Origin of the sequence: Luteimonas rhizosphaericola (genome assembly GCF_029888045.1) — a bacterium.
Classification (GTDB): Bacteria; Pseudomonadota; Gammaproteobacteria; order Xanthomonadales; family Xanthomonadaceae; genus Luteimonas; species Luteimonas rhizosphaericola.
Genome location: NZ_JARXRN010000028.1, coordinates 838,149 through 846,650, shown reverse-complemented (window position 1 = coordinate 846,650; position 8,502 = coordinate 838,149). Strand labels below are relative to the sequence as shown.

Here is an 8,502-nt window from a genome sequence, read left to right as displayed (position 1 = left end):
CTGAACGCACCGTTGGCCTGCGCGCCGGCGCCGAACGCGCTCGCGCCCACTTCCGACGCGGTCGTGGTCTGGTCCAGCAGCACCTCGCCCGTGGTCGGGTCCTCGTAGTACAGGCTGCCGCCCACCGCCGTGGCGCCGTCGGCCACCGCGGTCGCGTTGTAGCCCGACGCCGTCGCGTTCTGGCCTTCGGCATACGCACCGCTGCCGTAGGCCGAGGCGCCGTCGCCGTAGGCGTTCGCCGCTTCACCCGAGGCCGTGGCGTACGCGCCCTCGGCATACGCGCCGACGTCGTCGCTCGGATCGGCATCGTTGCCGGTCGCCTGGAAGTAGCGGTTGCTCGCCGTGGCCTCTTCCAGCTGGCCCAGGTTCACCGCGTCGGTCGCTTCCGTGGCCGCCGCCACGTTCGTGATCTGGCGCTCTTCACCTGCCGCGCCCACCGACACGCTGTTGTCGCGGTCGGCTTCCGACCCCGCGCCCAGCGCCACCGCATTGCTGGCGCTGGCGTAGCTGCCCGCGCCCAGCGCGGTGCTGTCCTCGCCTTCTGCCGTGGCGAAGTTGCCCAGCGCGGTGGCGTTGGTGCCGGTCGCCCAGGCGCCCGCGCCCACCGCCGTCGAGTAGTCGCCCGAGGCCTCGGTCGGGAACAGTCCCAGGAACGAGCTGCCGCCCACCGCCACGCTCTCCGCGCCGGTCGCCTGCGCCGACTGGCCCACCGCCACGCTGTCGTCGCCGGCCGCCACCGCATCGGCGCCCAGCGCCGTGGCGTTGTAGCCCGACGCCGCGCTCCAGCTGCCCACCGAGGTGCTGTTGAACCCCGACGCCTCCGCGCGGCCGCCCACGGCCGTGGCGTAGTCGTCCGAGGCCGAGGCCAGGGCGCCGAACGCCGAGGACTCGCTGCCCGAGGCCACGCTCTCGGCGCCGGCCGCCGTGGCCAGTTCGCCCGTGGCTTCGGCGAACGCGCCCACCGCGGTCGACTCCACGCCGCTTGCCGTCGACAGTGCACCCGCCGCCGTCGCGCCTTCGCCGCTGGCCATCGCCCCCGCACCGGTCGCGGTCGCGGCGAAGCCCTCGGCCACGCTCTCGCTGCCCACGGCCACGGCGTACTCGCCCAACGCCGAGGACGAGGCGCCCACCGCCAGCGCGCTGGCCTGGTCGGCCACCGCGTTGAAGCCCACCGCGGTCGCGGTGTCGGCCAGCGCGAACGCGCCGCTGCCGTAGGCCGAGGCGCCCTGCCCGGTCGCCGTGGCCGACTCGCCCGACGCGGTCGCGTACTCGCCTTCCACGTATGCGGCGTTGTCACTGCCCTCGCCACCGCTGGCGGCGAAGTAGCGCGTGTCGCCGGTCACCGCTTCGAGCTGCTCCACGTTCACCGCGTCGGTGGCTTCGGTGCCTGCGGCGACGTTGGTGATCTGGCGCTCGGATCCGGCCGCGCCCACCGATACGGTGTTGTCGCGGTCGGCTTCCGAGTTCGCACCCAGGGCCACGCTGTTCTCGCCGCTCGCGCCGGCCAGGAAGCCCACCGCGGTGGAGTCCACGCCGCTGCTCGACGAACCGCTGCCCAGCGCGGTCGCGCCGTCGGCGGTCGCATACGCCAGGGTGCCCAGCGAGGTCGTCTGCACGCCCGTGGCCTCGGCCAGGGTGCCCACGGCGGTCGCGCCGATGTCGGTCGCCCACGCGCCGTTGCCGATCGCGGTCGCGGCCACGCCGCTCGCCTCGGTGGTCTGCAGGATCAGGCCCGGGAACCCGATCAGCAGGTCGCCGTAGTCGGCGATGCCGCCGACCGCCAGGCCGTAGTCGCCGCTGGCCACGCTGCCGTAGCCCACTGCCGTGGCGAAGCCGCCGGTGGCTTCGCTGAAGGCGCCAAGCGCGCTGGATGCGTCAGAACTCGCGGTGGCGCTGTAGCCGTACGCCGAGGCTTGCAGCCCGTCGGCGGAAGCCGCCGCGCCGCTGGCGGTGCTGAACGCGCCGTTGGCCTGCGCTCCGGCGCCGAACGCGCTCGCGCCCACTTCCGACGCGGTCGTGGTCTGGTCCAGCAGCACCTCGCCCGTGTCCGGGTCCTCGTAGTACAGGCTGCCGCCCACCGCCGTGGCGCCGTCAGCCACCGCGGTCGCGTTGTAGCCCGAGGCCGTCGCGTTCTGGCCTTCGGCATACGCACCGCTGCCGTAGGCCGAGGCGCCGTCGCCGTAGGCATTGGCCGCTTCGCCCGACGCCGTGGCGTACGCGCCCTCGGCATACGCGCCGACGTCGTCGCTCGGATCGGCATCGTTGCCCGTGGCCTGGAAGTAGCGGTTGCTCGCCGTGGCCTCCTCCAGCTGGTCCACGTTCACCGCATCGGTGCCTTCCGTGCCCGCCGCCACGTTCGTGATCTGGCGCTCCTCGCCCTCCGCACCCACCGACACTGTGTTGTCGCGGTCGGCCACGGAGCCCTGGCCCAGGGCGACGCTGCCCTCGCCGGTAGCGGTGCTGTCGGACCCGAGCGCGAGGCTGGCATCGCCTTCGGCCGCGCTGAAGTTGCCCAGCGCGGTGCTGTTGAAGCCGCTGGCGCTGGCGCCGCCACCGACCGCGGTGGCGTAGTCACCGGAGGCTTCGGTGGGGATCAGGCCGAAGAACGCGCCACCCACGGCCACGGCGTTGTCGCCGCTGGCGATCGCGTATTCGCCGACGGCGAGGGAATCGAAGTTGCTCGCGACGGCGCCGAAGCCGATCGCGGTGGCGCCGGCGAAGGTCGCCTCGGCGCCATAGCCCAGCGCGCTCGCGCCGAAGCCGCTGGCCACGCTGTAGCCGCCGTACGCGGCCGAGCCGTCGCCCGACGCACTGCTGTTGAAGCCGGCCGCGGTGGACTGGAGGCCGGACGCGGACGCGTCGGTGCCGACCGCGGTCGCGTAGGCATTGGTGGCCTGCGCGCCGGCGCCATAAGCTGCGGCGCCGTCGCCATCGGCGACCGCGCCCGCGCCGGCCGCGACCGCGCCTTCGCCATCGATGCTGGCATCGTCGCTGCCGTCGTCCGCACCGTCGGCCTTGAAGTAGCGGTCGGTGTGTTCGGCAACTTCCGCCACCGCGTCGACCGCATCAGCGACGTCGCCGATCTCGCCGGCCACCGCGTCCACCTGGCCGACCGTGGCCGCGTCGCTGGCCGCGACGCCGTCGCTGACGTTGGTGATCCGGCGCGTGGCCGGGCCGACCGAGCCGGCCCCGCCGCCATTGCCGACCGAGAACACTCCGGCTTCGGTGGCGCGGGCCCCGTAGCCCAGCGCCACGCTGCCGGCGGCGGCGGGCGCGACGTAGGCGTTGAAGCCCATCGCCACCGCGCCTTCCGAATGCGCCTGCGCGCCCTGGCCGACGGCGGTGCTGCGCGACCCCATCGCCTGGGCCGAACCGCCTACCGCGGTCGACGCGGTGCCGTTGGCCCACGCGTTGGAGCCGACTGCGGTGGTGTTCGCCTGCAGGGCGCGGGCATTGTTGCCCAGCGCCGTGGCATTGGCGGCCGTGGCGCGCGCGGCGTTGCCGACGGCCGTCGAACCCGCGCCACTCGCGGTCGCGCCATTGCCGCAGGCGACGGCGGCGGTGCCGGAGGCGACCGCATTGCCACAGGCATCGGCGAGCTTGGCCGGCGGCCCCTTGGCGTGGTCGTGGGGCTTGGCTGCGTGGTGATGGCCCTTCGACACCGGCTTGCCGGGACCCTGAGCGCCAACGGCGCCCGCCGCCACGATCGCACCGCTCACCACGACCGCCTGCAGCAGGCGGACGCCCTTGCCCTTGCCCTTGGCCTTGGCCAGCTCGGATGCGACGGCGACTTCGCCGGTGGACTGGTTCCAGACCCTGGTGTAGATGCGGTTCATCGATGGCCCCTCGTGACGTGGTTGCGGAATTCGCCGTAAAAGCGACGCACGGACGCGCGGAGCGCCCGGCGGAGATCGGTCGTCTGGGAGGCGTCGGGGGAAGCGTGTCGCGTGCGACGGACGGGGCGGATGGCCATCCATGTGCGGTGCGGCAGCGCTGTTCCTGAACGCTCCTCGAATACTTGCGACTGTGACGGATACTCACCGCGATTGACAATTTTCGTCAAGCCGTTCCAGACAAAAATGTCACTAGTTGACAAAAGTGAACAGGAATTGACACTGGAATCAACGACTTGGGCTACCCGATGCCGATCCGTTCACATGTTCCAGGCGAAACCGCTTGACCCGGGGAGCCGCCCATGCGTTCACGTAGTCTCGACGCCGGCGTGAGCGGGGTACGGACGATCCACGGACGAAAGCACCGCGAACGGTGCGGCTGAACGATGGGCAGGCGCGCTGCGGCGCAACACGAATCTCCGCGGCGGCGGGGCGCGCGGATTCATTGCATCAGCTTGTTAACGTGGTTCGCGACGCGCGCGGCGCGTGCGCACCCGGCGCGGATGGCGCCACGGCCGGGACCGCCGGAGCCCCGGGATCGTGCGGGCGCCTTGCGCGCCCGCACATGTTCACCCCAGATGCCTCCGGGCGTTGCGGAACAGCCGCATCCAAGGCGAGGCGTCGGGCCAGTCGGCCGGCGCCCAGCTGAAGTTCGCGCGGCGCAGGGTGCGCTCGGGATGCGGCATCAGGATGGTGGCGCGGCCGTCGTCGCTGGTGACGCCCGCGACCGCCTCCGCCGACCCGTTCGGGTTGGCGGGATAGCGCGTGGCCGGCGCGCCGTCGCCTTCGACGTAGCGCAGGGCAACGCGGGCAGACGCCGCATCCGACGCGGCATCGAACGTGGCGCGCCCCTCGCCGTGCGCGACCACCACCGGGATCCGCGATCCCGCCATGCCGTCCAGGAACAGCGACGGCGATTCGAGCACCTCGAGCAGGCCCAGCCGGCCTTCGAACTGCTCGCTGCGGTTGCGCAGGAACCGCGGCCAGTGCATCGCGCCGGGGATGATGTCGCGCAGCTGCGCCATCATCTGGCAGCCGTTGCACACGCCCAGCGAGAACGTCGCGCCGCGCGCGAAGAACGCCGCGAACTGCTCGCGCAGCGGCGCGTGTTCGAGGATCGACGTCGCCCAGCCGCGTCCGGCGCCGAGCACGTCGCCATAGCTGAACCCGCCGCAGGCGACCAGGCCGTCGAAGCCGTCGAGCGCGATGCGCCCGGCCGCCAGGTCGCTCATGTGCACGTCCACCGCCGCGAAGCCGGCGCGGTCGAATCCGGCCGCCATCTCGACCTGGCTGTTGACGCCCTGCTCGCGCAGGATCGCCACCCGCGGCCGCGCGCCGGTACCGATGTACGGCGCGGCGATGTCCTCGGCCGGATCGAAGCCGAGCATCGGCACCAGGCCCGGCGCATCGAACGCGCGCGCGGACGCGCGCTCCTCGTCGGCGCAGTCGGGATTGTCGCGCAGCCGCTGCATCGCGTGGCTCACCGACCACCAGGCGTCGAACAGTTCCTGCCACGACCACTCGGCCAGCGCCTGCTCGCCGTGCAGCACGCGGATGCGGCCGGAACCGGTCGGGCGCGCGATGCGCTGCGCGCACTCGATCAGGCCATGGCGCGCGACCAGGTCGGCGAATTCGGCGCGGTCGTCGGAGGCGATCTGCACCACCGCGCCCAGCTCCTCGGAAAACAGCGTGCGCAGCACGTCCTCGGCGCGATCCTCGCCCCAGCCGTCGAGGTCGATGTCCAGGCCGCGACGCGAGCAGAACGCCATCTCGCACAGGGTGGCGAACGTGCCGCCATCGGAGCGGTCGTGGTAGGCGCGCAGCAGTCCCGCCTCGCGCGCGTCGCGGACCAGTTCGAAGAACGCGCGCAGGCGCTCGGGTTCGTCCAGGTCGGGGCAGGCGCCGCCGAAGGCGTCGAAGCACTGCGCCAGGATCGATCCGCCCAGCCGCTGCTTGCCAGCACCCAGGCCGATCAGCCACAGCTCGCTGTCGAGCTCGCGATCGAGCAGCGGCGTCAGCTGCGCCTCCACGTCGGCCACCGGCGCGAACGCGGTGACGATCAGCGACACCGGGGAAACGGATTTGTGCGCGGTCGTCGGCTCCGCAGGCGCGGACGCACCGGCGTCGGCGGCCGCGGTCCACTGCACCTGCATCGACAGCGAATCCTTGCCCACCGGAATGCTCAGGCCCAGCGCCGGGCACAGCTCCATGCCCACCGCGTGCACGGCGTCGAACAGCTTCGCATCCTCGCCCGGGTGCCCGGCGGCGGCCATCCAGTTGGCCGACAGCTTGACCCGCTCCAGCGCCTCGACCGGCGCCGCGCACAGGTTGGTGATCGCCTCGCCCACGGCCATGCGCGCTGCGGCGGCGGCATCGATCAGCGCCAGCGGCGTGCGCTCGCCGATCGCCATCGCCTCGCCGGCCGTGCCTTCGAAGCCTGCCAGGGTCAGCGCGCAGTCGGCCACCGGCAGCTGCCACGGGCCGACCAGCTGGTCGCGCGCGGTCAGCCCGCCGACGGCGCGGTCGCCGATGGTCACCAGGAACTGCTTGGCCGCGACGGTCGGATGCGCCAGCACGCGCAGGCCGGCCTCGCGCAGGTCGACCAGCTGGGTGTTGAGCATGCGCCAGCGCACCGGGGCCGGCCGCGCGGCATCGCGATGCATCTTCGGCGCCTTGCCGAACAGCACGTCCATCGGCAGGTCGATGGCCGGGGGCGTGGACTCGTCCGGCGCGGCCGGGCGGGCTTCCGCGGCGGGTTCAGCCGGCTCGCCCCCCTCCGCCCCTCGGACACCTTCGACCGAACGCGGGACATGAGGCAGGACGCCGGCGCCGGCGCCGTAGCCGACGGTCAGGTGCTGCTCGGCCGTCGCCACGCCCACCGCCGCGAACGGGCAGCGCTCGCGTTCGCACAGCGCGGCGAACTCGGCCAGCCGGTCCTGCGGCACGCCGAGCACGTAGCGCTCCTGCGATTCGTTGCACCACAGCTGCATCGGCGACAGCGACGGATCGTCGCTGGGCACGCGGTCGAGGTCGATCACGCCGCCCACGCCCGAGTCGTGCAGCAGCTCGGGGATCGCGTTCGACAGGCCGCCCGCGCCGACGTCGTGGATCGAGACGATCGGGTTGCGCTCGGCCATCGCCACGCACTGGTCGATCACTTCCTGGCAGCGGCGCTCCATCTCCGGGTTCTCGCGCTGCACCGAGGCGAAGTCGAGGTCCTCGGCGCTCTCGCCAGAGGCCACCGAACTCGCCGCGCCGCCGCCCAGGCCGATCAGCATCGCCGGGCCGCCGAGCACCACTACCGCATCGCCCGGACGCAGCGTGCGCTTCTCGACCATCGACGGGTCCATCGCGCCGAGCCCGCCGGCCAGCATGATCGGCTTGTCGTAGGCGCGCACCGGCTCGCCGTCGTGCTGCAGCTCGAAGCTGCGGAAATAGCCGAGCAGGTTCGGGCGCCCGAACTCGTTGTTGAACGCGGCGCCGCCGAGCGGACCGTCGAGCATGATCTCCAGCGCCGGCGCCATGCGCGGGTTCAGCGCGCGCGGCGCCTCCCATGGCTGCGGCAGCGTGGGAATGCGCAGGTGAGAGACACTGAAGCCGGTCAGGCCGGCCTTGGGCTTGCCACCGCGGCCGGTGGCCCCCTCGTCGCGGATCTCGCCGCCGGCGCCGGTACTGGCACCGGGAAAGGGCGAGATCGCGGTGGGATGGTTGTGGGTCTCGACCTTGATGCAGAACGCGCTGTCGGCCACGGCCTCCGCGCGGTACTCACCGCTCGCCGGATCGGGCCGGAACCGGGCGGCCGGATAGCCCTCCACCACCGCGGCGTTGTCGCTGTAGGCCGACAGCGTGTGCTGCGGGGTCTTCGCGTGCGTGTTGCGGATCATGCGGAACAGCGACAGCGGCTGGTCCTCGCCGTCCACGGTCCACGAGGCGTTGAAGATCTTGTGCCGGCAGTGCTCGGAGTTGGCCTGCGCGAACATCATCAGCTCGACGTCGGACGGATCGCGGCCGAGTTCGCCGTAGCGCTCGCGCAGGTACTCGATCTCGTCCGCGGCCAGGGCCAGGCCCAGGCGCGCATTGGCCGCTTCCAGCGCCGGCAGCGGGATGCGCTCCACCGCGCCGCGCGCGGGGATCGCGAACAGGCCCGCCGCATCGTCGCTGGCGGCGAGCAGGGACTGGGTCATCGGATCGTGCAGCTGGCGCCCCAGGGCCGCCACGGTCGCCGCATCGCCGGGCCAGCCGACCAGGTCGATGCGGGTGCCGCGCTCGACGCGGCGCACCGGCTGCCCGGCGCCGCGGACGATGTCGGTGGCCTTGCTCGCCCACGGCGAAATCGTGCCCAGCCGCGGCGAGACGAAGCGCGAGACCGCGCCTCCGGCCAGCGGCTCGCGGCCGTCTCCGGCCTCGAGCATGCGCCGCAGCGCGGCCAGGTCCGGCGCGGCACCGGGCTCGGGCTCGATCCAGTACACGTGCCAGGCGCCGGCGATCCGGACTTCGGGCGCAACCGATTGCAGGCGGAGCTCAAGCCGTTCGCGTCGGAACGGCGACAGGGCCGGAAGGCCCTCGAGGACGATCATGTCCGGAAGAGGCTGGGAGCGGGCCGCCAATT

At 73.0% G+C, this 8,502-nt stretch carries 2 protein-coding genes; both read right to left on the bottom strand.

Features of this window, described 5'->3' with window-relative positions; all coding sequences use genetic code 11:
- Nucleotides 1-3,836 (bottom strand): ESPR-type extended signal peptide-containing protein (locus tag QFW80_RS16400; RefSeq protein WP_280603045.1); only part of this gene is annotated, 3,836 nt, incomplete at its 3' end.
- Between the two features lie 626 nt (nucleotides 3,837-4,462).
- The gene (gene purL / locus QFW80_RS16395; RefSeq protein WP_280603044.1) at nucleotides 4,463-8,470 is read right to left on the bottom strand and encodes a phosphoribosylformylglycinamidine synthase; all 4,008 of its coding nucleotides are present in this window, start codon (nucleotides 8,468-8,470) and stop codon (nucleotides 4,463-4,465) included.
- Nucleotides 8,471-8,502 lie beyond the last annotated feature (32 nt).